The organism is Stenotrophomonas sp. YJH_SMC_6 (assembly GCF_059371335.1).
The window spans coordinates 50,774-73,613 of sequence record NZ_JCAFUM010000003.1; the positions used below are offsets into that span (position 1 = coordinate 50,774).

The 22,840-nt window shown below is 66.5% G+C and carries 22 protein-coding genes and 1 tRNA gene; 12 read left to right on the top strand and 11 right to left on the bottom strand.

From position 1 onward, the window contains the following. Positions 1 to 35 precede the first annotated feature (35 nt). The 4 genes from hutU to hutI are packed head-to-tail and all read right to left on the bottom strand — an operon-like array spanning position 36 to position 5,312. Positions 36 to 1,703: a urocanate hydratase gene (hutU, locus tag AC5P9N_RS03700; protein ID WP_099484028.1), complete on the bottom strand. Its 1,668-nt coding sequence runs from the start codon at positions 1,701 to 1,703 to the stop codon at positions 36 to 38. After that, complete coding sequence (gene hutG, locus AC5P9N_RS03705; protein ID WP_495223812.1) at positions 1,700 to 2,554, bottom strand: N-formylglutamate deformylase; 855 nt, start codon at positions 2,552 to 2,554, stop codon at positions 1,700 to 1,702. Before hutG ends, hutU begins: the two co-directional genes overlap by 4 nt. Then, complete coding sequence (gene hutH, locus AC5P9N_RS03710) at positions 2,551 to 4,092, bottom strand: histidine ammonia-lyase (RefSeq protein ID WP_099484030.1); 1,542 nt, start codon at positions 4,090 to 4,092, stop codon at positions 2,551 to 2,553. The genes hutG and hutH overlap by 4 nt, the downstream gene beginning before the upstream one ends. Then, entirely contained in the window at positions 4,089 to 5,312 is a 1,224-nt protein-coding gene (gene hutI, locus AC5P9N_RS03715; RefSeq protein WP_099484045.1) for an imidazolonepropionase, read from the bottom strand. Before hutI ends, hutH begins: the two co-directional genes overlap by 4 nt. A gap of 67 nt (positions 5,313 to 5,379) precedes the next feature. Here hutI and AC5P9N_RS03720 point away from each other — a divergent pair, with 67 nt between their 5' ends. The 4 genes from AC5P9N_RS03720 to AC5P9N_RS03735 all read left to right on the top strand — a co-directional run bounded on the left by AC5P9N_RS03720 (position 5,380) and on the right by AC5P9N_RS03735 (position 8,184). Next, entirely contained in the window at positions 5,380 to 6,750 is a 1,371-nt protein-coding gene (locus AC5P9N_RS03720) for a formimidoylglutamate deiminase (RefSeq protein ID WP_005413873.1), read from the top strand. A 28-nt stretch (positions 6,751 to 6,778) separates the two neighbouring features. After that, the gene (gene hutC, locus AC5P9N_RS03725; protein WP_005413872.1) at positions 6,779 to 7,507 is read left to right on the top strand and encodes a histidine utilization transcriptional repressor HutC; all 729 of its coding nucleotides are present in this window, start codon (positions 6,779 to 6,781) and stop codon (positions 7,505 to 7,507) included. Positions 7,508 to 7,601: 94 nt separating this feature from the next. Then, positions 7,602 to 7,778, top strand: coding sequence for a type II toxin-antitoxin system HicA family toxin (locus AC5P9N_RS03730; protein WP_229298679.1), 177 nt, complete (start codon positions 7,602 to 7,604; stop codon positions 7,776 to 7,778). Between the two features lie 13 nt (positions 7,779 to 7,791). Then, complete coding sequence (locus tag AC5P9N_RS03735) at positions 7,792 to 8,184, top strand: type II toxin-antitoxin system HicB family antitoxin (protein WP_005410188.1); 393 nt, start codon at positions 7,792 to 7,794, stop codon at positions 8,182 to 8,184. 148 nt (positions 8,185 to 8,332) lie between these two features. On the opposite strand, the gene AC5P9N_RS03740 is transcribed toward AC5P9N_RS03735, so the two are convergent. From AC5P9N_RS03740 to AC5P9N_RS03750, 3 genes are all read right to left on the bottom strand, one after another. Next, positions 8,333 to 9,343 carry a restriction endonuclease gene (locus AC5P9N_RS03740; protein ID WP_099484031.1) on the bottom strand — a complete coding sequence of 337 codons (1,011 nt, stop codon included), beginning with the start codon at positions 9,341 to 9,343 and terminating at the stop codon, positions 8,333 to 8,335. 237 nt (positions 9,344 to 9,580) lie between these two features. Further along, complete coding sequence (locus tag AC5P9N_RS03745) at positions 9,581 to 10,072, bottom strand: phasin family protein (RefSeq protein WP_024956383.1); 492 nt, start codon at positions 10,070 to 10,072, stop codon at positions 9,581 to 9,583. A gap of 80 nt (positions 10,073 to 10,152) precedes the next feature. Further along, positions 10,153 to 10,428: a polyhydroxyalkanoic acid system family protein gene (locus tag AC5P9N_RS03750; RefSeq protein ID WP_005410185.1), complete on the bottom strand. Its 276-nt coding sequence runs from the start codon at positions 10,426 to 10,428 to the stop codon at positions 10,153 to 10,155. Positions 10,429 to 10,553: 125 nt separating this feature from the next. Between AC5P9N_RS03750 and AC5P9N_RS03755 the strand changes: the two genes are divergently transcribed. The 4 genes from AC5P9N_RS03755 (at position 10,554) to aroA (ending at position 15,281) form a co-directional block, all read left to right on the top strand. Further along, on the top strand, positions 10,554 to 11,360 hold the full coding sequence (locus AC5P9N_RS03755) for an FHA domain-containing protein (RefSeq protein ID WP_005410184.1): 807 nt from the start codon (positions 10,554 to 10,556) through the stop codon (positions 11,358 to 11,360). 194 nt (positions 11,361 to 11,554) lie between these two features. After that, positions 11,555 to 12,640, top strand: coding sequence for a 3-phosphoserine/phosphohydroxythreonine transaminase (gene serC, locus AC5P9N_RS03760; protein ID WP_005413868.1), 1,086 nt, complete (start codon positions 11,555 to 11,557; stop codon positions 12,638 to 12,640). 51 nt (positions 12,641 to 12,691) lie between these two features. Beyond that, the gene (gene pheA / locus AC5P9N_RS03765) at positions 12,692 to 13,897 is read left to right on the top strand and encodes a prephenate dehydratase (protein WP_005410182.1); all 1,206 of its coding nucleotides are present in this window, start codon (positions 12,692 to 12,694) and stop codon (positions 13,895 to 13,897) included. Positions 13,898 to 13,973: 76 nt separating this feature from the next. Then, positions 13,974 to 15,281, top strand: a complete 1,308-nt coding sequence (aroA, locus tag AC5P9N_RS03770) for a 3-phosphoshikimate 1-carboxyvinyltransferase (RefSeq protein WP_060380784.1) — start codon at positions 13,974 to 13,976, stop codon at positions 15,279 to 15,281. 173 nt (positions 15,282 to 15,454) lie between these two features. On the opposite strand, the gene AC5P9N_RS03775 is transcribed toward aroA, so the two are convergent. Beyond that, a complete protein-coding gene (locus AC5P9N_RS03775) occupies positions 15,455 to 16,027 on the bottom strand; it encodes an energy transducer TonB (RefSeq protein WP_060380783.1) in 573 nt (190 codons plus the stop codon). 119 nt (positions 16,028 to 16,146) lie between these two features. Continuing rightward, complete coding sequence (locus AC5P9N_RS03780; protein ID WP_005410179.1) at positions 16,147 to 16,785, bottom strand: energy transducer TonB; 639 nt, start codon at positions 16,783 to 16,785, stop codon at positions 16,147 to 16,149. Between the two features lie 113 nt (positions 16,786 to 16,898). Between AC5P9N_RS03780 and serS the strand changes: the two genes are divergently transcribed. Then, complete coding sequence (gene serS, locus AC5P9N_RS03785) at positions 16,899 to 18,179, top strand: serine--tRNA ligase (protein ID WP_005410178.1); 1,281 nt, start codon at positions 16,899 to 16,901, stop codon at positions 18,177 to 18,179. Positions 18,180 to 18,398: 219 nt separating this feature from the next. Here serS and AC5P9N_RS03790 read toward each other — a convergent pair whose 3' ends face one another. Then, on the bottom strand, positions 18,399 to 18,986 hold the full coding sequence (locus tag AC5P9N_RS03790) for an FMN-dependent NADH-azoreductase (protein WP_060380481.1): 588 nt from the start codon (positions 18,984 to 18,986) through the stop codon (positions 18,399 to 18,401). 127 nt (positions 18,987 to 19,113) lie between these two features. On the opposite strand from AC5P9N_RS03790, the gene AC5P9N_RS03795 reads away from it, so the two are divergent. Then, positions 19,114 to 20,106, top strand: coding sequence for a LysR family transcriptional regulator (locus AC5P9N_RS03795; protein ID WP_005410175.1), 993 nt, complete (start codon positions 19,114 to 19,116; stop codon positions 20,104 to 20,106). Positions 20,107 to 20,187: 81 nt separating this feature from the next. On the opposite strand, the gene AC5P9N_RS03800 is transcribed toward AC5P9N_RS03795, so the two are convergent. Next, positions 20,188 to 21,258, bottom strand: coding sequence for a DUF4241 domain-containing protein (locus AC5P9N_RS03800; protein WP_099484032.1), 1,071 nt, complete (start codon positions 21,256 to 21,258; stop codon positions 20,188 to 20,190). Positions 21,259 to 21,382: 124 nt separating this feature from the next. Here AC5P9N_RS03800 and AC5P9N_RS03805 point away from each other — a divergent pair. After that, positions 21,383 to 21,472: transfer RNA gene (locus tag AC5P9N_RS03805), tRNA-Ser, on the top strand. Between the two features lie 714 nt (positions 21,473 to 22,186). Next, positions 22,187 to 22,735 carry a hypothetical protein gene (locus AC5P9N_RS03810; RefSeq protein WP_164212570.1) on the top strand — a complete coding sequence of 183 codons (549 nt, stop codon included), beginning with the start codon at positions 22,187 to 22,189 and terminating at the stop codon, positions 22,733 to 22,735. Positions 22,736 to 22,840: the final 105 nt, after the last annotated feature.

A 22,840-nucleotide genomic window follows, 5' to 3' on the forward strand; every position in this document is an offset into this window, starting at 1 on the left:
CCGGTAGTGCCGGCCGCTGGCCGGCACCCCTGCGATCAGCCGAGAATTCCCGGCAGATCCAGTCCCTTTTCCTTCGCGCAGTTGATCGCGATGTCATACCCCGCATCAGCATGGCGCATCACGCCGGTGGCCGGGTCGTTCCACAGCACGCGGCCAATCCGCTTGGCCGCGGCCTCGGTGCCGTCGCAGACGATCACCATGCCGGCGTGCTGCGAGAAGCCCATGCCGACGCCACCGCCGTGGTGCAGCGACACCCAGGTCGCGCCGCTGGCGGTGTTGAGCAGGGCGTTCAGCAGCGGCCAGTCGGATACCGCATCGGAGCCGTCGGCCATCGCTTCGGTTTCGCGGTTCGGCGAGGCGACGCTGCCACTGTCCAGGTGGTCGCGACCGATCACCACCGGCGCCTTCAGTTCGCCGTTGGCGACCATCTCGTTGAACGCCAGGCCAAGTCGATCACGATCACCCAGGCCGACCCAGCAGATGCGCGCCGGCAGGCCCTGGAACTTGATCTTCTCGGCGGCCATGTCCAGCCAGCGGTGCAGGTGCGGGTTGTCCGGAATCAGTTCCTTCACCTTGGCATCGGTCTTGGCGATGTCTTCCGGGTCGCCGCTCAGTGCGGCCCAGCGGAACGGGCCGATGCCGCGGCAGAACAACGGGCGGATGTAGGCCGGCACGAAACCCGGGAAATCGAAGGCATTGGCCACGCCTTCTTCCAGCGCCATCTGCCGCAGGTTGTTGCCGTAATCCACGGTGGGCACGCCCAGCGCATGGAAGCCGAGCATGGCGCGGATGTGGTTGGCCATCGATGCGCGCGCGGCCTTCTCCACTTCCTTGGGGGCGGAAACGCGCTTCTCGTCCCACTGCTCGACCGTCCAGCCCTGCGGCAGGTAGCCGTTCACCGGGTCGTGCGCGGAGGTCTGGTCGGTCAGCAGGTCCGGCTTCACGCCGCGCTTGAGCAGTTCGGCCAGCACGTCGGCAACGTTGCCGAGCAGGCCCACCGATTTCGGCGTGCCGGCCTTGCACGACTCGTCGATCAGGCGCAGCGCTTCGTCCAGGTTGTCGGTCCAGGTATCCAGGTATCCGGTGCGCAGGCGCATGTCGATGCTGCTCTTGCGGCACTCGACGGCCAGGCAGGAGGCACCGGCCATCACGGCAGCCAGCGGCTGTGCACCACCCATGCCGCCGAGGCCACCGGTGAACAGCCACTTCCCGGTCAGGTCGCCGCCGAAATGCTGGCGCCCCATTTCCACGAAGGTCTCGTAGGTGCCCTGCACGATGCCCTGCGCACCGATGTAGATCCAGCTGCCGGCGGTCATCTGGCCGTACATGGCCAGGCCCTTCTTATCCAGCTCGTTGAAGTGGTCCCAGTTGGCCCAGCGCGGCACCAGGTTGGAATTGGCGATCAGCACGCGCGGTGCATCGGCGTGGGTGCGGAACACGCCCACCGGCTTGCCGGACTGCACGAGCAGGGTCTGGTCATCGTCCAGGCGCTTGAGCGTTTCGACGATGGCGTCGAAGCTCTCCCAGTCGCGTGCGGCGCGACCGATGCCGCCATACACCACCAGTTCCTGCGGGCGCTCGGCCACGTCCGGGTGCAGGTTGTTCATCAGCATGCGCAGCGGTGCTTCGGTCAGCCAGCTCTTGGCGTTCAGCGTGGTGCCGGTCGGCGCGGCGATGGTGCGGGACGGGTCGTTGCGGGTCATGCGGCGCTCCGGTTCGTAGCGAATTCAAGGCAGGCGTTGAGCACCTGCGCCAGGGTGTGGCGCAGTGGTGCGGCGAGGTCGGGGTCGAGCGGGGTGGGCCAGCTGTGTTCGTCCACCTGGTCCGGCAGGGGTTCGTGCATGTAGCCGCGGCAGGCAAGTTCCATCTGCAGGCTGTGCACGCCGCCGGCGATGTTGCTGTAGTGGCGGGTGATCCAGCCGCCCTTGAAGCGGCCGTTGCGCACCTGGCTCATGCCGCTGATCTTCAGCAGGTTTTCCACCACGTCGCTCAGGGCGTTGTCGCAGGAGGTGTCCGGTGCGCCGGACGGACCGGCAGTCCCCAGGTTGAACTGCGGCAGTTCGCCCTCGAACAGGTGCGGGATATGCGAGCGGATCGAGTGCGCGTCGTACACCACCACGGTGCCGTGGCGTGCACGCAGGCGCGTGATCTGCGAAGCCAGCGCATCGTGGTAAGACAGGAAATACGTGTCGCGACGACGGGCGATTTCTGCTTCGTCCGGTTCGCGCCCGGCGTGGTACAGCGGCTGGTTGTCGAAGGTGGTCAGCGGACACAGGCCGGTGGTGTTCTGGCCCGGGTACAGCGACACGCCGCTGGGATCGCGGTTGAGGTCGATCACCGAACGCGAGATCGCCGAGCGCACCGTGGTCGCGCCCATGCCGCGCACGAAGTCGTACAGCTCGTGCACCCACCAGTCGGCATCGCGGCGGGCCAGCCACGGCGAGTGGTAGTCGCCGATCAGGTCGTGCGGCAGCTCGCTGCCGGTATGCGGGAAGCTGACGATGAGGGGGGCATCGCCCTCGTGCACCGTCAACCATTCAGGAAGGGTCGTCATGCCTGCGGTTCCACAGTCGGCAACAGATCGCCCAGGCCCTGCGCCAGCGCGCCACTGCGCACAAGATTCGTGGCGGTCACCATGTCGGGGTGGAAATAGCGGTCTTCTTCCAGCGTCGGCACCTGCGCACGCAGGGTGGCGCGCACCGTTTCCAGCGCGGCGCTGGAGCGCAGCGGCGCATGGAAATCACAGCCCTGCGCGGCGGCCAGCAGCTCGATGCCGATCACGTTGGCGGCGTTCTCGGCCATCTGCATCAGCCGGCGCGCGCCATGCGCGGCCATCGACACATGGTCTTCCTGGTTGGCCGAGGTCGGAATCGAATCAACGCTGGCCGGGTAGGCGCGCTGCTTGTTTTCCGAGACCAGCGCGGCGGCGGTCACCTGCGGAATCATGAAGCCGGAATTCAGGCCCGGGCGCGGGGTCAGGAACGCCGGCAGGCCGGACAGGGCCGGGTCCACCAGCATCGCCAGGCGGCGCTCGCTGATCGAACCGATCTCGCACACCGCCATCGCCAGCATGTCGGCGGCGAAGGCCACCGGCTCGGCGTGGAAGTTGCCACCGGACAGCGCTTCGCCGGTGTCGGTGAACACCAGCGGATTGTCGGACACGCCGTTGGCTTCAATTTCCAGCGTGGTCGCGGCCTGGCGCAGGATGTCCAGCGCCGCGCCCATCACCTGCGGCTGGCAGCGCAGGCAGTACGGGTCCTGCACGCGCACGTCGTTGTCGCGATGCGACTCGCGGATGTCCGAGCCCTGCATCAGCGCGCGCAGGGTGGCGGCGGTGGCGATCTGCCCGCGCTGGCCGCGGATCGCGTGTATGCGCGGGTCGAAGGGCGTGTCGGAACCCTTGGCAGCTTCCACTGACAGCGCGCCGGTGACCAGTGCGGCCTGGAACACGGTCTCGATCTCGAACAGGCCCGCCAGCGCATAGGCGGTGGAGAACTGGGTGCCGTTGAGCAGCGCCAGGCCTTCCTTCGCGCCCAGTTCGATCGGCTGCAGGCCGGCACGTGCCAGTGCATCGGCCGCCGGCAGGCGTTCGCCGCCGATGAAGGCTTCGCCTACGCCCAGCATCACGCTGGCCAGGTGCGAGAGCGGCGCCAGATCGCCCGAGGCACCCACCGAACCCTGTGCGGGCACCACCGGCAGCACGCCCTTGACCAGCATCGCTTCCAGCAGTAGCAGGGTTTCCTCGCGAATGCCCGAAGCCCCCTGCGCCAGGCTGACCAGCTTCAGCGCCATCATCAGGCGCACCACGCTGGCCGGCATCGGCTCGCCCACGCCAGCGGCATGCGAGAGCACGATGTTCCGCTGCAGGGTGGCTAGATCTTCGCGCTCGATGCGCACGCTGGCCAGCTTGCCGAAGCCGGTATTGATGCCATACACCGGCGCGCCCTTGGCGACGATGGCGGCCACCGCCGCCGCACTGGCGCGCACCACCGGCAGCGCGGCCGGGTCCAGTGCAAGCGGCGCACCGCGATAGACCTGCCGCCACTGGGCGAGAGTGACACGGCCGGGGCGAAGAACCAGGGTGTTGCTCATGTGTTGCTCCAGGAGGCAGGCAGGTCGGGCTGTCCGCGCACCACGCGCGCGTGCAGCGGGTTGAATCCAATGCGATAGACCAGGTCGGCGGGGCCATCGATGTCCCAGATCGCCAGGTCGCAGTCCAGGCCCACGGCGAGGCGGCCGATGCGATCGCTGCGTCCGAGCGCGCGCGCCGCTTCACGGGTGAAGCCGGCGATGCACTCATCGACGGTCAGGCGGAACAGGGTGGCGCCCATGTTCATCGCCAGCAGCGGGCTGGCCAGCGGCGAAGTGCCCGGATTGCTGTCGGTGGCCAGCGCCAGCGGCACGCCGGCCGCACGCAGCGCAGCGATCGGCGGCAGGGTGGTATCGCGGGTGAAATAGAAGGCACCGGGCAACAGCACGGCGACGGTGCCGGCGGCGGCCATCGCGGCGATGCCGGCATCGTCCAGATGTTCGATATGGTCGGCCGAGAGGGCACCGAAGCTGGCGGCCAGTTCGGCGCCATGCTGGTTGCTCAGCTGCTCGGCATGAATCTTCACCGCCAGCCCGTTGGCGCGCGCCGCTTCGAAGACCTGCCGCGCCTGCGCCGGCGAGAAGGCGATGTTCTCGCAGAATACGTCCACCGCTTCGGCCAGGCCTTCGGCGGCGATGGCCGGAATCATCACGTTGCACACCTCGTCGGTGTATTCCTGCGCCTCGCGGCCTGGCGGAATCGCGTGTGCGCCGAGGAATGTGGTCACCACGTTGACCCGGCACTCCTCGCCCAGCGCACGCGCTACCTGCAGCTGCTTGCGTTCGTCGGGCAGGGTCAGGCCGTAGCCGGACTTGATCTCGATCGTGGTCACGCCTTCGGCACGCATCGCCAGCAGGCGCGGCCGGCTTTCGCTGGCCAGCTGTTCCGGGGTGGCAGCACGGGTGGCGCGCACGGTGGAGACGATGCCGCCGCCGGCACGGGCGATCTCGGCATAGCTGACGCCCTGCAGGCGCTGCTCGAATTCGTTGGCGCGGTTGCCGGCGTAGACCAGGTGGGTGTGGCAGTCGATCAGGCCGGGCGAGATCCAGCGGCCTTCGCCATCGATGCGGGTGGTCGGCTGCAGGTGGGCGTCGCTGCCGGCCGGGCCAACATGGACGATGCGGCCGCCAGCGCAGGCCAGTACGCCATCGCGGATGACACCCAGCCCCTCGCCATCGAGGGTCATCAGGTGGACGTTGGACCAGAAGGTATCGACGTGCATGGCATCCACAACGCGGCTGTGCTTATATGTCTATACAATATAGGCGTCCATTTCGGGTTGTCCAGCCATGTCCGATTCGCGTTCCCCGCTCTGTTTCCATGCCGCCCACGCCCTTCTGGCCGACGGCTGGGCCCGCGATGTCCGCCTGCAGGTGCAGGACGGCCGCATCACGGCGATCCACATGGGGCAGGGCGCCCAGCACGGCGACACCCGCGTCGACATCCTGGTGCCGGGCCTGCCCAACCTGCACAGCCACGCCTTCCAGCGCGGCATGGCTGGGCTGACCGAGATCGGCGGCGGCGACGGTGACAGCTTCTGGAGCTGGCGTGAGCTGATGTACCGCTTCCTGGCCCATCTGCGCCCGGACGCGGTGCAGGCCATCGCCGCCCAGGCCTACATGGAAATGCTGGAAAGCGGCTTCACCCGCGTCGGCGAATTCCATTACCTGCACCACGACGCCGATGGTCGCGCCTATGCCAACCGCGCCGAGATGAGTGCACGGATTGCTGCCGCCGCCGAGCAGACCGGCATCGGCCTGACCCTGCTGCCGGTGTTCTATGCGCATGCCGATTTCGGCGGGGCGGCGCCGAATCCAGCGCAGCGGCGCCTGATCCACGACGTGAACGGTTTCGCGCAGTTGCTGGACGCCGCCAAGCCGGCACTGGCCGCGCTGCCGGATGCGGTGCTCGGCATCGCGCCGCACAGCCTGCGTGCAGTCACCGGCGAGGAATTGAGTGCGTTGCTGCCGCTGACCGACGGCCCGGTGCACATCCATATCGCCGAGCAGGTGCGTGAAGTCGAGGCCTGCCTGGCCTGGAGCGGCCAGCGTCCGGTGCAGTGGCTGTACGACCATGCACCGGTGGATGCGCGCTGGTGCCTGGTGCACGCCACCCACATCACCGACGATGAGCGCGTCGCCATCGTGGCCAGCCAGGCCGTGGCCGGCCTGTGCCCGATCACCGAAGCCAACCTGGGTGACGGCCTGTTCCCGATGCAGGCGTTCGCGCGCGAGGGCGGGCGCTTCGGTGTCGGCTCCGATTCCAATGTGCTGATTGATGCGGCCGAAGAACTGCGCCTGCTCGAATACGGCCAGCGCCTGACCCTGCGCGGTCGCAACGTGCTGGCCCCGGATGCCACCCGCAGTACCGGCCGCTTCCTGTTCGAAGGCGCACTGCACGGTGGTGCACAGGCGCTGGGCGTGCCCGCTGGCCTGCAGGTCGGCGCCAGTGCCGACCTGGTCGAACTGGATGCCGGGCACCCGGCGCTGCAGGCGCGACAGGATGACGCATGGCTTGACAGCTGGGTGTTCGCCGCACGTAATGGCGCGCTGCGATCGGTCTGGCGCCATGGCCGCCAATGCGTGGCCGAGGGCCGCCACCTGCAGCGCGAGGCGATCACCACCGCCTTTACCGCCGCCCTGCGTGGCGTGCTGGGCTGATCGCCTCCCGCCACCGAGACCCCATTACGTGAAGGTCAGCAAGTCCGCCACGCTCAACCAGCGTATCCGCAGCGATCTGGAAAGCCGCATCCTCAGTGGAGAGTGGGCGCCGGGCTTTCGGATTCCGTACGAACACGAGCTGATGGAGCAGTACGGCTGCTCGCGGATGACGGTGAACAAGGTGCTGACCGCGTTGGCCGAGAGCGGCATGATCGAGCGTCGCCGCCGTGCCGGTTCGTTCGTGGCGCGGCAACCCCCGCACCTGGAGCAGGTGGCGCTGGAGATCCCCGATATCGCGATGGAGGTTGGCTCGCGCGGCCACCAGTACGCCTATCGCCTGCTGCAGCGCGACCTGCGCCTTGCCGATGCCGGCAATGCCGGTGAAGTCGAGCTGGCCGGTCAGGAAAACCTGCTGGCGATGCGCTGCCTGCATCTGGCCGATGGTCGCCCGCTGGCGCTGGAGCACCGCCTGATCAGCCCGGTGGGGGTGCCGGAGGTACTGGAGGTCGACTTCAGCACTACCGCACCGGGCAGCTGGCTGCTGCAGAACGTGTCGTGGACCCGTGCCCAGCACCGCATCAGTGCCTGGGGGGCAGATACCGCCACCGCCAAGCTGCTGGAGGTGAAGCCGGGTACCGCCTGCCTGGTGATCGAACGCCTGACCTGGCGTGGCGAACAGCCGATCACCCGCGTGCGCCAGGTGTTCCTGGGGGATGCCTGGGACCTGGTGGCGCGCTTCGCGCCGGGCGCGCGATAGGGATTCCATCCACGCATGGCGTGGATCTACTGGGCCGGAACGACTGTCGCCTTGAACTCTGTCGGGGCGTGTGTGCGATGTGTATCGTCCCTGCATGAAGAGCAGGGACCTCATCCGGGATCTGGAAGCGGCAGGTTGGATCTGTCGTCGGATCCGCGGATCCCATCATGTATTCGTGCACCCGCAGCACCCTCACATCATCACCGTTCCTCACCCAAGGAAGGACCTGGGGAAGGGCTGGTGCAGGCGTTGCGGAAGCCCGCAGGACTGACGTAGGAGGGCCCATGCGATATCCAGTCCTGATCGAGGCAGGCGATGAGCGCACCGCGTGGGGTGTGGTCGTTCCAGATCTGCCGGGGTGCTTCTCGGCGGCCGATACGCTTGATGATGCGCTCAGCGCTGCCGAGGAAGCTGCACTCGCCTGGATTGATGCGGCCCTGGATGAGGGGCGTTCGATTCCGACACCTTCCGCGCCACAGAAGATCGCCGCCGAGGCATCCAAGGACATCCGTTGGATTCTTGCATACATCTGCATTGATCCGGCTCTGCTGGACGACACCATCGAGCGGGTCAATATCAGCCTGCCACGCCGGATCCTGGCGAGGCTGGATGCGCAGGCCAGAGCGGCGGGTGAATCGCGCTCCAGTTACATCGCCCATCTCGCGGCATTGGGCTGAGCAGTCGCCATGTGGAGCCGAGCCGATGCTCGGCTGCTGTTCGCGCGTGGCTCAACTCTGCAAAGGCATCCACGCGTGGCGTGGATCTACCAAGGGGGCGCGCATCGGGATTCAGTAGATCCACGCCATGCGTGGATGCTGGTCCCAATCAATACGTGGCGCACTGCCGCCAGCGCACCGGCTCATCCACACCGGGGCGGGCATTGAGCTGGATGCGCACGTTGCGCAGGGCGGGATAGTGCAGCACTTCCTCACAGACCTGCGGCCAGACCTTTTCCAGCTCGCCGGTGCGGTTGATCGCCAGTGTCTGCCGGGTCAGCCAGACACCGCTGGCGATGCCGGGCTTGCCGGCCAAGGCGCGGGACAGATCGGCCTGGAAGCGCTCCAGGGTGGCGGCATCCGGGTTGGGGTTGCTGCGCGCGTCGGCTGAGGGCGCGGCCGGTGCAGGCGCAGCGGCCGGCGGCGTGGTGGCGGGGGCCGGCGCCGGTTCGGGCGCCGCTTCAACCGCAGGTGCAACCGGCGCGGGGGTGTCCGCCACCTCGGCAACAGGCGCGGTGTCCTGCACATGCAAGCCTTGCAGGCTCAATCCCACCAGCAGGCCCAGCGTGACCGCGCCGAGCGCGGCAATGGCGATCCGGCGCAGGGCTTCATGGCGGGCGCTGGCACGCACACGGGTTTCGATTTCCGCCGGCAGGTAGGGCTGGAGCAGCGGCCATAGGCGCGGACCGTCCAGTACTTCTACCGCCTGCTTCTCGGCAGCGCTGCGCCCGTCGCGTTCCATCCGGCCTTCGGTCAGCAGCACGCCGCCCTTGGCGCCGGCCAGGCGCGCAGCAGCCCCCAGCTCGTTTACTGCGGCGGTGCCGATACGGTAGGCAAGGCCATGCTTGCAGGACACCAGCCACTGGTTGGGGCCATCGCTGAGCAGGAAGTCGCTGCTTGGCTCGCGGGACTCCTCCGCCGGGTCATTCAGTTCACGCAGGCCGCGCTGTTCGCGCAGCATGCGCTTGACCAGTACCGAGAACTCGCGCCAGTGCATGCCGGCCAGCGCTTGCAGGCCGAGTTGCATCTCCTTCTGCCGCCGCTTGATCCACCACAGATAGACAACAGCCAGGGAACAGGTAAGCAGGGCCGACAGCAGGGCCAGGATCCAAGGGAGCATGCAGGAGGTGCGCGGAAGGGGCGAATGCGGAAGACGACAGTGTAAAGGTCGTACTATCCGGCTGGGTCAGGACGTTCCTGACAGGAAGCGTGATGGAACGCTCAGATCGGCATACGGCGAGCACGAAAAACCCGCCAATCCTGAAGCCGTGAGGGGAGGGAACAAACGGCAGCCGAAGCGATTGGCGGGTTGCTCGCGATTGTCAATCAAATTTTATTGCATTGCAACAATGGCCGGTCAGGGCACGCTGCCTGGCGACTGATGGCTGCCCGGGGCGGGAGCATCGGCGCCCGAGGCCGCACGGTTTTCCAGCTTGGCCAGCCGCGCGTGCAGGGCGTCGATACGGGCTTCCAGCGCGGTCACCTCGTCCGCAGTTGGGACATGCAGGCGCTTGAGCACGCCCTGCACCTGGTCATCGAAGGCCTTTTCGACCTTGTTCCAGGTGCCAGAGGCCTTCTCGCGGGCCTCATCCAGCGAGGATTCCACGTTGTCGCGCCAGCCCGGACCCTGTTCGCCGTGGCGTTCACGGCGGCGGGCCTCCCAGGCTTCGCCTTCCTTCACCAGGCCGTCGAAGAAGCGGCTGCCTTCGGCCTGTGCACGGCCAAGAGCGCCCAGGCCGGCCAGCCAGACCTGCTGCGCCGAGTCACTCAGCTTGCGCGAGAAGCGCTCGGCCTGGTCACCGAACGAGGCGTCGTCGTTGCGGCGGTCATCGTTTTCGTACTGGTTCATCGCACTTCCCGTGGGAGTTGGGCCTGCCCCGAGAGTAGCGCGCACTGGCGTTGCACGGCCGTGACGGCCGCCGCCGGGGTTCAGCCCAGCTTTTCCTTCAGGACGCGCTGGATCTCGCCCTCGACCATGCCCTTCATCGCCGACAGCAGGAAGCCCAGCTTGGCGGTCACGCGCACGGCGCCCGGCTGCAGTTCGATCGCACCGTCCACGCCGCTGCCAGAGAAGTTCAGCACGTCGGCGGCCCAGGACGACTTCAGGCCGAAGCGCTCGGACAGCTTGGCGGCGACCTGTTCGATCGCGGCGCGTGCCTGTGCGTCGGGCAGGGCGTGGGCGTGGCGGACATCGATGGTGGACATGCAGGCTCCTGGCGCAGGGCGGGGATGATCAATGAGGGCGAGCATTGTGCGCATCGAGGGCCGTCGCGCCAAGCACTCATCGCAGGTTCTTCTTCGTTGGCGGCCAACCTGCTAGGCTGCGCCGCGTGCAGAACCTGCTTGTTCACTTCAGTCAACAACAACAGCCCGACCAGCCGCTGCGGCCCGGGGTGCAACGCATCGTGCGCCAGGCCAACGGCAGCGTGCGGCTCGGCGACGCCGGCCACGGCGCCCTGCTGCTGGCGCAGTTCTGCATGGACGATCGCGGCCTGTGGCTGCAGGTCGGCAACGGTATCCGTGGCATCCACGTGAATGGTCGGCCGGTGCGCCGCATGGCGCTGCTGCGTGCAGGCGATGCGGTCTATGTGGACGGCGTGGAGATGGTGCTGCAGGGCGAGGTCGAGAGCCTGCTGCAGGCACCCGCGCCGAAGAACGACGATGGCACCGATGAGCAGCAGCGCCTGCTGCGCGGTGTCGGCGGCCTGCATCATGGCCGCAGCTATACGCTGTCGCGGGCACGGTTGATCGGCCGCGGCAGCGACGCCGACATCGCCATCGACGATCCGGCCTTCGCCGAACAGCACGCCCGCGTGGAAGTGCACGGTGATCGTGTGCTGCTGCGCGACCTCGGCAGTGCCGACGGCACCCGGGTCAACGGCGTAGCCGTGCGCCACTGCTGGCTGCAGGCCGGCGACCAGGTGGTGTTCGATGGCCAGCATCGTTTTGTGCTGGAAGTGCCGCATGATCCACGTCGGCGGCCGTTGCCGGCCGAGGACGAGTCCGGCGAGGACGCGGAACAGGCGCCGGTGCTGCCGGTGACGCCGCGCAGGGTCCGGCGCTGGCCGTGGCTGCTGGCCAGCGCCTTGTTGCTGGCGGCAGTGCTCAGCCTGCTGCTCTGGTTCGGCGCGCGCTGACGGTCGCGCGGTGACGGTAGTGCCGGCCGCTGGCCGGCAACCGCCGCCCTGAATCCATGAGGTTGCCGGCCAGCGGCCGGCACTACCCGGTCGCGTCGCCAATGGATTCCAATGAAACCAAATTTCCCTTGCGCCACAAGGCCGCAAGGCTGGTGCACTGCGGCATACTAGGGGTCTTGCCCCACAGGTGTGACATGACGCGCGCGTTCAACTTCAGTGCCGGCCCTGCGACCTTGCCGGAATCGGTCCTGCGCCAGGCGCAGGCGGAAATGCTGGACTGGCACGGGTCCGGCGCTTCGATCGTGGAAATGAGCCATCGCGGCGCGGAATTCATGTCCGTGGCTGCCGAAGCCGAGGCCGACCTGCGTCGCCTGCTCGACATCCCCGACGACTATGCGGTGCTGTTCCTGTCCGGTGGCGCCACCACCCAGCAGGCGCTGATCCCGCTCAACTTCGCCAGCCCCGGCCAGCGTGCCGACTACGTGGTCAGTGGTCACTGGGGCAGGACCGCGGTCAAGCAGGCCGGGGTCTACGTCGACGTCAACATCGCCGCCAGCAGCGAGGCCCACGGCTACCGCGAGCTGCCGGCGCGTGCCGACTGGCAGCTGTCGCGCGATGCCGCCTACGTGCACATCACCGCCAACGAGACCATCCACGGCGTCGAATTCCGTGATGTGCCCGATACCGGCAACGTCCCGCTGATCGCCGACTTCAGCTCGTCCATCGCCAGCGAACCGCTGGATGTGCGCCGCTATGGCGTGATCTACGCCGGCGCGCAGAAGAACCTGGGCCCGGTCGGCATCGCGGTGATGATCATCCGCCGCGACCTGCTCGAGCGCAGTGGCCAGCCGCGCGCGGACATCTTCGATTACCGCTCGCACGTCGCCCGCGATTCGATGCTCAACACCCCGCCGACCTGGAACTGGTATCTGGCCGGCCTGGTGTTCAAGTGGATGCTGGCCGAGGGCGGCGTGACCGAGTTCGCCAAGCGCAACGCCGCCAAGGCCGCGCTGGTGTACGGCGTCATCGACGGCTCCGGCGGCTTCTACCGCAATGAAGTCGCACATGCGGCCCGTTCGCGCATGAACATTCCGTTCTTCCTGCCCGATGCCGAACTCGACGCCCGCTTCGTCGCCGAAGCCAAGGCCGCTGGCCTGCTGGCGCTGAAGGGTCACAAGGTGGTCGGCGGCATCCGGGCTTCGCTGTACAACGCCATGCCGCTGGCCGGGGCCGAGGCGCTGGTCGCCTTCATGGCCGATTTCCAGCAGCGTCACGGTTGAGCAATGAACGGCGCGCACCGTCGGGTGCGTGCCCCGCAACAGGGAATTCCGATGGCAAGCAGCAAATCCAGCAAGAAGGCGCCGAAGAAGGCCGAACCGGCCAAGGACAGCGCCTCCACCAAGGCCAAGGGCAAGAGCACGTCCAAGGCTGCGTCGAACCCGGCGCCCACCCTGGCGCCGCTGGCGCTGGCCGATGTGCGTTCGAAGATCGACCAGATCGACCGCGACATCCAGAGCCTGATCGCCGAGCGCGCCCGTTTCGCCCACCAGGTCGGCAAGGCCAAGGGCAAGCTGGCCGCTGCCGTCGACTACTACCGCCCCGAGCGCGAAGCGCAGGTGCTGCGCATGGTGGTCGATCGCAATGAAGGCCCGCTCAGCGATGAGCTGCTGGTGCACGTCTACCGCGAGATCATGTCGGCCTGCCTGGCGCAGCAGGAGCCGCTGAAGATCGGCTACCTCGGCCCGGAAGGCACCTTCAGCCAGCAGGCGGTGCTCAAGCATTTCGGCCGCTCCGCGCTGGGCCTGCCGATGGCCAGCATCGAGGAAGTGTTCCAGGAAGTGGAAGCGGGCAACGCCGATTTCGGTGTGGTGCCGGTGGAAAATTCGGGGCAGGGCACCATCCAGATCACCCTGGACATGTTCCTGACCTCCAACCTGAAGATCTGTGGCGAAGTGGAACTGCGCGTGCAGCAGTACCTGATGTCGCGCAGCGGCCGCATCGAGGACATCGAGCGCATCTACGCACACCCGCAGTCGTTCATGCAGACCTCGGCGTGGCTGCGCGCCAACCTGCCGAAGGCCGAGAAGATTCCGGTATCCAGCAACGCCGAAGGTGCGCGCCGTGCGCGCAACGCCGATGACGCAGCGGCCATCGGTGGCGAGAGCGCCGGCCACGTTTACGGCCTGAAGAAGGTGGTCACCAAGCCGATCCAGAACGATGCCGACAACACCACCCGCTTCCTGGTGGTGGGCCGCAACATCTTCCCGACCTCCGGCCACGACCGCACCTCGGTGCTGGTGTTCATCCATGACAAGCCCGGTGCGCTGTTCGACGTGCTCAGCCCGTTCGCCCGCCACGGCATCAGCATGAACCGCATCGAGTCGCGGCCGTCGCACCACGGCAAGTGGGAGTACGGCTTCTTCATCGACCTGGCCGGCCACATCGACGACGCGCCGATGCAGGCCGCACTGGCCGAACTGGAAGCGCACTCGGCGCAGATCAAGGTGCTGGGCTCCTATCCGGTGGCCGTGCCCTGAGTGCTGCTGCGGCGGCCATGGCCGCCGCTCCCTGATGCATCGCCGGCGCTGCCGGTGTTTACGGAATGATCGAACGATGAGCAACGCGCAACACTGGATCGCCCGCAAGGGCCAGCCGCTGCAGGGCAGCCTGACCATTCCCGGCGACAAATCGGTCTCGCACCGCTCGGTGATGTTCGCCGCGCTGGCCGATGGCACCTCGCATATCGAAGGCTTCCTGGAAGGCGAAGACACCCGCGCTACCGCGCGCATCTTCAGCCAGCTGGGCGTGCGCATCGAAACCCCCAGCCCGTCGCAGCGCATCGTGCACGGCGTCGGCATCGACGGCCTGAAGGCGCCGGATGCGCCGCTGGACTGCGGCAACGCCGGTACCGGCATGCGCCTGCTGGCCGGCCTGCTGGCGGGCCAGGCGTTCGACTGCACGCTGATCGGCGACGAGTCGCTGTCGGGCCGACCGATGCGCCGCGTCACCGGCCCGCTGTCGCAGATGGGCGCGAAGATCGACACCCAGGATGACGGCACGCCGCCGCTGCACGTGCATGGCGGCCAGACGCTGCATGGCATCGACTTCGCCTCGCCGGTGGCCAGCGCGCAGATCAAGTCGGCGGTGTTGCTGGCAGGCCTGTACGCACAGGGCGAAACCAGCGTTGTCGAGCCGCACCCGACCCGCGACTACACCGAACGCATGCTGTCCGCGTTCGGCGTGGACATCGAATTCTCGCCGGGCAAGGCGCGCCTGCGCGGCGGCCAACGCCTTCGTGCCACGGATATCGTGGTGCCGGCCGACTTCTCGTCTGCGGCGTTCTATCTGGTGGCTGCCAGCATCATTCCGGGCTCCGAGCTGCGCCTGAAACAGGTCGGCCTGAACCCGCGCCGCACCGGTCTGTTGCACGCGCTGCGCCTGATGGGTGCCGACATCACTGAAGAGAATCCGGCCGAGCAGGGCGGTGAACCGGTGGCGGACCTGGTGGCGCGCTATGCCCCGCTGAAGGGTGCACGCATTCCGGAAGAACTGGTGCCGGACATGATCGACGAGTTCCCGGCGCTGTTCGTGGCGGCAGCTGCTGCAGAAGGCCAGACCGTGGTGACCGGCGCCGCCGAGCTGCGGGTGAAGGAATCCGATCGTCTCGCAGCGATGGCCACCGGCCTGCGCGCGCTGGGCATGCAGGTGGACGAAACCGACGACGGTGCCACCCTGCATGGTGGCGTGCGCCTGGGCAGCGGCACCATCGAAAGCCACGGCGACCACCGCATCGCCATGGCGTTCGCCATTGCCGGCCAGATCAGTGACGGCGAAGTGCGCATCAACGACATCGCCAATGTCGCCACGTCCTTCCCGGACTTCGACGGTCTAGCCCGCAGCGCCGGATTCAACCTGATCTGATCGTCACTGCATCCGTCGGGTCATGCCCGGCGGATCGCATTGCCCGGTGGGTGCCGACCTTGGTTGCACGCTCACATCTCCCGGTAGGTGCCAACCTTGGTTGGCACGCTTTCCCGCATAAAAGGACGGAGGCCGAAGCCTCCGTCTAAACATCACGAACCCCTCGTCCGCGATCAACGCTGCTCGGTACGGAAATCCACCGGGACTCGCACTACGCTTGCTACTGCGCGGCCGTCATGCACCGCCGGCTGGAACTTCCAGTTCTGCACGGTATTGAGCACCGCACGATCCAGATCGCGACTGCGCTCGCCGCTGCGCGAGACGATCGCAGCGCTAGCGACATTGCCGCGGGTATCGACATTGAGGCTGGCGATCACGCTGCCCTGCACGCCGCTACGCAGCGCGGCGGCGGGGTAGGTGGGCATGCGGTTGCTGGCCAGCGGGCGGGCTTCACGATTGCGCACTACCGGCGCGGCCTTCCGCGAAGCAGTAGCCGGGGTTGCCTGGCGCGCGGCAGGGGCCGCTGCATCCGTCACCGCGGGCTGCTCAGGGGCCGGCAGCATGCGCTCACCGACCGGCGCCGGTGCCACGTCTTCCTGGTTCGAATGACGCAGCCAGAGCAGGGCGCCGGCAAACATCGCCACGATCAGCGCGATCCACATCCAGAGCGACGTGGGCTTGTGCTGCGCGCTTGAATCCTGCGGCAGCTGCGGCGAATGAAGGTCTTCATGGGTGGTGGCGGTCATCGCAAACTCCTTCCGTCAATGGACGACGTGGGCAGTGTTGCCCGAGCCACGGACGGGAAGTGTCAGCGTTGCGTCAACGCCACCGGCAGGGTTCAGTTTGCCTGCCGGGAAGTGTTCAGTTACTGCGTCTTGAAGTCGAACGGCACTTCAATGCTGCCGGGTACGGCCTGGCCGTTGCTCTGCGCCGGAGTGAAGCGCCAGCGGCGCACAGCGTCGGTGGCGGCACGGTCGAGCTCGCGTGAACCGCTGCGCTGGATCACCGTGGCGTTGTTCGGATAGCCGGTGGCGTCCACGTCCACGCGTACCACCACCGTACCGGTTTCACCGGCGCGCAGGGCGGCGGCGGGATAGGACGGTGGCGGCGACTGTCCGGCAATCGGCATCGGCTGGCTGTTGCCGGTGGCCGCCGGCGCAGGGCCCGGTGCAGCCGGGGCCGCTTCAGCCACGGGCGCGGGCGGCGGCGGGGCCGTTTCCACCAGCTTCGGCGCTTCTTCCTCCACCGGTGCCGGCTTGGCATCGGGCATGTCGCTGGAACCGGCGGCAGCGGCCAGTGGTTCCGGCAGGGGCTCGATCTGGGCGGTTTCCTGCGGGGTCTGGGCAGCCGGATCGGCGCGGAAGAACTCCTTGTCGCGGCCGGTCAGCCAGACCAGCACGAACAGCAGTACGCCCACGCCGAAGGCGATGCCGGCGATCTTCAGGGCGTTGCGCGGGATATGCACAGTGAACGACTTGGCGGACGACGAGCGGGGTGCAGACATGGACCGGACCAGTACGGAATGGCTCGATTCTGCCACGGCGGGAATGAACCGGGCGGCAGAAATCCGTATAACAAGCGATAATCCCATCCCTGATACCCACCACGACACCTGCCATGCTTGATCCAGCCCTGCTCCGCCACCAGCCCGCCGACCTCGCCGAACGCCTGCGCACCAGCCGCGGCTTCGAGCTCGACGTGTCTGCCCTGGAGTCCCTGGAGGCTGATCGCAAGCGCATCCAGGTGCGGACCCAGGAGCTGCAGAGCCTGCGCAACAGCCGTTCCAAGGCCATCGGCCAGGCCAAGGCCAAGGGCGAGGACGTCTCGGCCATCATGGCCGAGGTCGCAGCCTTCGCCGACGAGCTGAAGGCCTCGGAAGTGGCGCTGGACGAGCTGCGCGAGAAGATCGAAGCGATCTCGATGGGCATCCCGAACCTGCCGGCCGATGACGTGCCGGCCGGTGCCGACGAGAACGACAACGTCGAGCAGTCGCGCTGGGGAACCCCGCGCCAGTTCGATTTCAAGGTGCTCGACCACGTCGAACTGGGCGCCCGCAACGGCTGGCTGGACGGCGAGACCGCGGCCAAGCTGTCCGGCTCGCGCTTCACCGTGCTGCGCGGCCCGATCGCGCGCCTGCACCGTGCGCTGGCCCAGTTCATGGTCGACCTGCACACCGGCGAGCACGGCTATGAGGAAACCAACGTGCCGCTGCTGGTCAACGCCGATTCGTTGCGCGGCACCAGCCAGCTGCCGAAGTTCGAGGACGACCTGTTCAAGACGGCCGTGGGCGATTCCACGCGCTACCTGATCCCGACCTCGGAAGTACCGCTGACGAACATCGTGCGCGACGAGATCGTCGATGCCGAACGTCTGCCGTTGCGCATGACCGCCCACTCGATGTGCTTCCGTGCCGAGGCTGGCAGCGGTGGTCGCGACGTGCGCGGCATGATCCGCCAGCACCAGTTCGAGAAGGTCGAGCTGGTCTCGATCAGCCGCCCGGAAGACAGCGATGCCGAACACCAGCGCATGACCCGCTGCGCCGAAGTAGTGCTGGAAAAGCTGGGCCTGCCGTACCGCAAGGTGCTGCTGTGCACCGGCGACATGGGCTTCTCGGCGGTGAAGACCTACGACCTGGAAGTCTGGCTGCCGTCGCAGGAGACCTACCGCGAGATCTCCTCGTGCTCGAACTGTGGTGATTTCCAGGCCCGCCGCATGCAGGCCCGCTGGCGCAACCCGGCCACCGGCAAGCCGGAGCTGGCGCACACGCTGAACGGCTCGGGCGTGGCCGTCGGCCGCGCGATGATCGCGGTGATGGAGAACTACCAGAACGCCGACGGCAGCATCACCGTGCCGGAAGCCCTGCGCCCGTACATGGGCGGCCTGGAAACCATCGCCTGATTCCCTGATCGGGCGGGTGCCATGCTTGCATGGCACTGCTTCGGCTCGGGTGGGTGCCATGCTTGCATGGCACCGAATCCACGCATGGCGTGGATCTACTGACGCAAAAAAACGGCCCCGCAAAGCGGGGCCGCCAGGGTGGGCCGGGATGGGGGAGGGGATCCACGGCCCGCGTTCAGCGCCTCGACGAGGAGAGAGCGGCGCCGAACGCTGGAACGCTTATGCAGCGACAGCTTCGACCACTTCGTGCGACGGCAGAGCTGCCAGTGCACCGGCAATGGCGTCTTCACGGTGCTGCGGCGAGTAGGCGATGCCCTCGGCGCGCACGAACTCGACCTCGTTGATGCCCATGAAGGCGAACACCTGGCGCAGGAACGGCTCTTGGAAGTCGGCCGGCGAGTCGGTGTAGATGCCGCCGCGGCTGCTGGCGATGATCACCCGCTTGCCACCGGCCAGGCCCACCGGGCCGTTCTCGGTGTACTTGAAGGTGCGGCCGGCCACGGCCACGCGGTCGATCCAGGCCTTCAGCGTGGAAGGAATGCTGAAGTTGTACATCGGCGCGCCGATCACCACGATGTCGGCGTCCAGGAACTGCTGCATCACCTGTTCAGCATCGGTCGCCTCGGCGGCATCGGTCCTGGCCAGCGAGCTGCTGCGCAGATGCGGTACCGGATTGGCGTCAAGATCGCGATAATCGACCTGCAGGCCATCGATCTGGCCCGTGAAGCGGGCGACCACGGCGGCCGACAGCTGGCGCGAGACGGAATTGTCGCCAAGCACGCTGGCGTCGAGATGCAGAAGCTTCATGGCAGTCACCTATGTTCTGGAGGGAAGGGGCGGGGTGGCCCCGCCGACGGAGAGAACGATAGGTTGTTGCAAAGGCGGAATAAAGGTGATTGAATGCCACGTATTGTTCTAGATATGGAACTCGGGCATGCATGACCTGAATGATCTGTACTACTTCGCGATGGTGGTCGACCACGGCGGCTTCGCCGCTGCCGAGCGCGCCTTGGGTATCCCCAAGTCGCGACTGAGCCGCCGCATCAGCCAGCTGGAAACCGACCTGGGCGTGCGTCTGCTGCAGCGCTCCACGCGCCGTTTCGCGGTCACCGATGTCGGCACCAGCGTGCACCGCCATGCGCAGACGATGCTGGCCGAGGCCCAGGCCGCGCGCGAAGTTGTGGACCGGCTCAGCGCGGAGCCGCGCGGCGTGGTGCGCGCCAGCGTGCCGGTGTCGCTGGCGCAGATGCAGCTGCCCAAGCTGCTGCCCAAGTTCCTCGAGCAGTACCCGAAGGTGCGCCTGCAGCTGAACATCAGCAATCGTCGCGTGGACATCATCAACGAAGGCTACGACGTGGCCCTGCGCGTGCGTTCGCGCCTGGACGACGATGGCAGCCTGGTGATGCGCAGCTTTGGCCAGGTGCAGGAACTGCTGGTGGCCAGCCCGAAGTACCTGGACCGCGCCGGCCGGCCGAAGGATCCGGAAGAGCTGACCCAGCATGTCACCCTCAGCATCAGCGAAGACGAAGCCCGCCAGCGCTGGGAGCTGCACGGCCCGGAAGGCGAGGTTCGCCGGGTTGACCTGCAGCCGCGCGTAGCCGGTTTCGACTTCCCGTTGCTGCAGAGCATGGTGAAGGACGGTTTTGGCATCACCATGCTGCCGGAGACCGTGTGCGCCGATGCGGTGCGCAACGGCGAACTGGAAGTGGTGCTGCCGGACTGGTCGCTGCCGCAGGGCGTGTGCCACGCCGTGTTCGCCTCGCGCCGCGGCCTGTTGCCGGCAGTGCGCGTGTTCATCGACTTCCTGGCCGAGCACCTGCCGCCGCAGCTGGAGGCCTCGCGCCTGGATTGCGGTGGCGCCTGTGAAAAGGCCAAGGAGCGGATCAAGGCCAGTGCACTGGGTGCGCTGGCGGTGGACGCGGGCTGAGGTACCTACCCGCAACTGCACCGCCGATCTGTGAAACGGTAGCGCCGGGCCATGCCCGGCGTTGCTGCTTTCCGGCCCCGGTCAGTTCCGGCCGAACAGCCGGTCCCAGAAGCTGCGCCGCGGGGGTGCGGCCGGTGTGGGCTCGGCAATGACCGGCGCTTCCAGCACCGCCATCAGTTCCGCGCTGCGCGGCTTCTTCAGGAAGCGCGCGTAGTCCAGATAGCTGGTCACCTTGCTCATGTGCAGGCGCTCGGGCATGGCCGGCAAGGCGCCGCCCTGCAGCAGTACCCGCAACGCCTCTGGGCGGTCCAGACGGATCGCCTCGAACAGGGCGGTGCCACCGCATCCGGGCTCAATCTGGTTGGCGCGCTGTGGCGCATCCTTCAGCAGCTCTCGCAGCGCATCCGGGTCATCGTGGTTCACGGCCGCTACAAGCCGTGCCAGCGCTTCAGCCTCTTCGGGCGGAAGGCTGTCGCGATAGGCCTGGTCGGCGATCTCGCGATCGTCGCGCCCATCACCGCCTTGGATGCACAGGAAATCGGTGACCAGAGCGACCGGAATGCCGGACGTATCCAGCCCCCAGTAGCTCGGATAGACGCCGTCGCCCCAGCCGCTGGTGAATACGACCAGGCCGTGCGGTGAGTCCTCGCCCCAGGGGCGGTACTCGGCGCCTTCATCCAGGCCGTCATGGTCGATCAGCGCATCCGACCACGCGTTGTCTTCGTCGCCATCGGCCTGTTCGATCAGGGCCAGCAGCGCCCGCTGGGTGTCTGTATCCATGAAGCAGCCGATGCCAGCGTCGACCGGATAGCCGATGAAGCTGTCTTCATCCAGACCGGTCAGATCCTGCGTGGTCCAGCGCGCCATCTGCCAGTGCAGGGCAGACGCAGTGAGGGCTTCGCGGGGTTTGAACCAGACCACGGCCAACGCCGGGCGGCCGCTGTGCACGATGATTTCGACCGGATGCCGGCCCAGCGGGGCGGTGTAGTCGGCCAGCGCGGGCGCCTCGGCCTGGACCAGCGGATCGCAGACCACCAGATGCCCGCTGCTGACCGGCAGGTGCCCGGCGAAGGTGCGATGCAGGGCCATTGCGGCCAGCTGGGTGTCGTCCAGCAGGGTGGTGCGCAGGTTGGCCAGATCGAGGTGGGCCATGGGGGATCCGATTGCAGTGGAGGCCCCACCGTGCCGGATGCGAAGGGCGGGAGCAAGGGTGGTCTTGGGCAAATGGCCTTCACGTGCGAGAATACGCCGCTGCCCGGGCGACCGGGACCAGATTGGAGAGGTGGCCGAGCGGTTTAAGGCACCGGTCTTGAAAACCGGCGAAGGGTCAAACCTTCCGTGGGTTCGAATCCCACTCTCTCCGCCAAGTTCTGACGTAAGTTCTTGAAAGTAAAGGTCACAAACTGCGGCCTTTCATTTTGTTCCCTACTTTGTTCCCAAGCTAGTCACTGACTACAATTGGACAACGACGAAAGGGGAAGGGCATGGCAAAGCAGCCGACATTTGAGGTCGCGTACGGACCGTTGGTCGATGTGTGCAAGGCACATGGGATATCGCGGACAAGGGCGTTCCAGTATGCGAGTCAAGGGCTGCTTGAAACGTTCCCGATGGGGAATCGCACGTATGTCTACGTGAAGAGCGTACATACTCTTCCAGAAAGACTGGGAGCAGTCTGTCGCGAATCGTCAGACGACATGGAGTAGGCGTCAACGACGAAGTCCAAGGACACGCCGGGCATCCTGCAGTGAAATTAGCTGGCGCTTTGCAAGCCTCCCTAAGACCCGTTTGAACGTCTTGTTGGACCAGGGCCTAGGGTTTTTTCCGCGCGTAAAGTGACCTTGCGCATTCAGCCATTGCATGCACTGCGACATATCCGTGCAGCCGTTCTCCAGCGCTTCCATGACTAGGGCGAAAACTTTTAGTGCCTGCTCATCAGCCGCCCGCTGTCTTGCAAGATTCGCCGCAGCAGTATCTGAGTTACGGATACGCAGGAATTCTGGGTTGCCCCTCGGATTTGCCATAGCCCCTACTTGCGAAGTGTCCCGCCATTGGAAGATACCTGTGAGAGCACAAACGCACAATGCTCTTGAAGGTAAAAGTAGTGGACGACACAACGTATTCGAGAACTGAATTTCAAAGGCAGGCTGCAGACTGGCTCCTTAGCGCCGAGCACAACGCTATGGTGACGTTGACATTCAGTGGTGACATGGGAGTCAGCTATAAGCTGGCTGAAGAGGCATTTGGGCGTTTTGCGCACAAGTTCAAATGCCACTTATTTGGCAAAAATTCCAAGAAAAGAATACCCATGTGTCCGATAGTTGAGGGGTTTGGCGGGGAAATGATGTGGAATACATCGGCTGCCGGGACTCGACAAGGAACGCACATCCATTGCTTCATGCGCCTCCCCGGCTGTCCGATGGATTACATGGAAGTAGTCCGGACGCTGTGGAGGTCTTCAGGAAAACTGTGTGGAGACCCAAAAGTGAACTGTCCGAATAGGGACGATTGGTTCATCGAGCTGAATGATGCACGCGACAGGGGCGAGATGACCAACTACGTCCTGAAGAAGTGCGGCGAAAATCTCGATGGAGTGCTTGTTATGTTTATGCCCATTCGACCCGCGATTTAAGAGCTGGACTCACTTCGCGGGAGGCGAGCGCCTCAGGCATATCGCTATCTAATAGCTCAGGGGAGTCAGCTCTCCCCTGATTTATCTATTGTATGACAGGTGCGC

Coding starts and splice junctions, on each gene's coding strand:
- hutU (WP_099484028.1), bottom strand. CDS start 1,703: ATGACCCGCAACGACCCGTCCCGCACCATCGCCGCGCCGACCGGCACC.
- hutG (WP_495223812.1), bottom strand. CDS start 2,554: ATGACGACCCTTCCTGAATGGTTGACGGTGCACGAGGGCGATGCCCCC.
- hutH (WP_099484030.1), bottom strand. CDS start 4,092: ATGAGCAACACCCTGGTTCTTCGCCCCGGCCGTGTCACTCTCGCCCAG.
- hutI (WP_099484045.1), bottom strand. CDS start 5,312: ATGCACGTCGATACCTTCTGGTCCAACGTCCACCTGATGACCCTCGAT.
- AC5P9N_RS03720 (WP_005413873.1), top strand. CDS start 5,380: ATGTCCGATTCGCGTTCCCCGCTCTGTTTCCATGCCGCCCACGCCCTT.
- AC5P9N_RS03730 (WP_229298679.1), top strand. CDS start 7,602: ATGAAGAGCAGGGACCTCATCCGGGATCTGGAAGCGGCAGGTTGGATC.
- AC5P9N_RS03735 (WP_005410188.1), top strand. CDS start 7,792: ATGCGATATCCAGTCCTGATCGAGGCAGGCGATGAGCGCACCGCGTGG.
- AC5P9N_RS03740 (WP_099484031.1), bottom strand. CDS start 9,343: ATGCTCCCTTGGATCCTGGCCCTGCTGTCGGCCCTGCTTACCTGTTCC.
- AC5P9N_RS03745 (WP_024956383.1), bottom strand. CDS start 10,072: ATGAACCAGTACGAAAACGATGACCGCCGCAACGACGACGCCTCGTTC.
- AC5P9N_RS03750 (WP_005410185.1), bottom strand. CDS start 10,428: ATGTCCACCATCGATGTCCGCCACGCCCACGCCCTGCCCGACGCACAG.
- serC (WP_005413868.1), top strand. CDS start 11,555: ATGACGCGCGCGTTCAACTTCAGTGCCGGCCCTGCGACCTTGCCGGAA.
- pheA (WP_005410182.1), top strand. CDS start 12,692: ATGGCAAGCAGCAAATCCAGCAAGAAGGCGCCGAAGAAGGCCGAACCG.
- aroA (WP_060380784.1), top strand. CDS start 13,974: ATGAGCAACGCGCAACACTGGATCGCCCGCAAGGGCCAGCCGCTGCAG.
- AC5P9N_RS03775 (WP_060380783.1), bottom strand. CDS start 16,027: ATGACCGCCACCACCCATGAAGACCTTCATTCGCCGCAGCTGCCGCAG.
- AC5P9N_RS03780 (WP_005410179.1), bottom strand. CDS start 16,785: ATGTCTGCACCCCGCTCGTCGTCCGCCAAGTCGTTCACTGTGCATATC.
- serS (WP_005410178.1), top strand. CDS start 16,899: ATGCTTGATCCAGCCCTGCTCCGCCACCAGCCCGCCGACCTCGCCGAA.
- AC5P9N_RS03790 (WP_060380481.1), bottom strand. CDS start 18,986: ATGAAGCTTCTGCATCTCGACGCCAGCGTGCTTGGCGACAATTCCGTC.
- AC5P9N_RS03795 (WP_005410175.1), top strand. CDS start 19,114: ATGCATGACCTGAATGATCTGTACTACTTCGCGATGGTGGTCGACCAC.
- AC5P9N_RS03800 (WP_099484032.1), bottom strand. CDS start 21,258: ATGGCCCACCTCGATCTGGCCAACCTGCGCACCACCCTGCTGGACGAC.
- AC5P9N_RS03810 (WP_164212570.1), top strand. CDS start 22,187: ATGCTCTTGAAGGTAAAAGTAGTGGACGACACAACGTATTCGAGAACT.